The following is a 1418-nucleotide window of genomic DNA, read 5'->3' as shown; positions in this document are numbered from 1 at the left end:
CCGGGCGCCGGATTCGCGGGCGCGGTGGTTTGCGGCGGCGAGGTTGCCGGCGGCCTGGTCCTGCTGAAGCTGGCGCAGCCGCAGCAGCCCGGCCAGGGGGAAGGATCGTGCCATCTCTACATACCTCCAAGGGTGCGGGCCAGGCGGTGCAGCTGCTCCCACGACTGCGCGGCCGGCGTCTGATCATCCATCCGCTGCTGCAGGAACAGGTTGATGTCGTCTTCATGCTGGACGGCCGCGTCCACCAGCGGGTTGGAACCGGGCTGGTAGGCGCCCACGTCCAGCAGGTCCTGCGCGGCCTTGCGGGCCGCCAGCACCTTGCGCAGGGCGCCCGCGGCGCGGGAGTTCTCCGGGCTGTTGACCTTGGACGCCACGCGCGAGATAGAGCCGAGCGGATCCACGGACGGGTAGTGCCCGGAAACGGCGAGCTTGCGGTCCAGCACCACGTGCCCGTCCAGGATGGAGCGGGCCGAGTCGGCGATCGGTTCGTTGTGGTCGTCGCCGTCCACCAGCACGGTGTACATCCCCGTCACGGAACCGGTTTCGGCGGTGCCGGCGCGTTCCAGCAGCCGGGCCAGCAGGGAAAAGGTCGACGGCGGATACCCGCGGGTGGCCGGCGGCTCGCCGACGGAGAGGCCGATCTCGCGCTGGGCCATGGCCACGCGGGTCAGCGAGTCCATCATCAGCATCACGTCCGCCCCGCGGTCGCGGAACGATTCGGCAATCCGGGTGGCGGTGAAGGCGGCGCGCAGCCGCATCAGCGCCGGCTCGTCCGAGGTGGAGACCACCACGATGGACCGGGCCAGGCCGGCCTCGCCGAGGTCGTCTTCGAGGAACTCGCGGACTTCACGCCCGCGCTCCCCGACCAGCGCGATGACGGAGACCTCGGCGTCGGTGCCGCGGGCGATCATGGACAGCAGCGAGGACTTGCCCACGCCGGAGCCGGCAAACAGGCCCATGCGCTGGCCCTTGCCAACGGTGGTGAGCGTGTCCAGCACGCGCACGCCCAGCTGCAGCGGCGTCTCGATCCGCGCGCGGTGCATGGCGGACGGGGTGTCGTTGTCCAGCGGGACCAGCGAGTCGAAGACCAGCGGCCCCTTGCCGTCGATCGGCCGCCCCATCCCGTCCAGCACCCGGCCGAACAGCCCGTTGCCGGTGGGCACCAGGACCGGCGCCCCCTTGGCCTTGGCCGGGGTGCCGGTATTGATCCCGGTGAGCCGGCCCAGCGGCATGCAACGGATGCTGTCCCGGCCGGTGGCCACGACCTCGGCCTCCACGCCCTGGCCGTCGCCAATGAGCACCAGGTCGCCGATGGCGCAATCAAGCCCAATGATCTCGACGCCGAGGCCCACCACCGAGGAAACCATCCCGTAGCGCGGGGGCCGGGCAGCCGCCAGCGCGCCGGCGAACCGGTCGGC

Annotated in this window: 1 protein-coding gene; it reads right to left on the bottom strand. The window is 71.7% G+C overall.

Features of this window, described 5'->3' with window-relative positions; translation table 11 throughout:
• Positions 1–116 precede the first annotated feature (116 nt).
• Positions 117–1418 (bottom strand): FliI/YscN family ATPase (locus AC5RUJ_RS16330; protein WP_494156255.1); only part of this gene is annotated, 1302 nt, incomplete at its 5' end.

The organism is Arthrobacter sp. Y3223164, from assembly GCF_059091005.1.
This window is presented reverse-complemented; position numbering and strand designations above follow the sequence as displayed.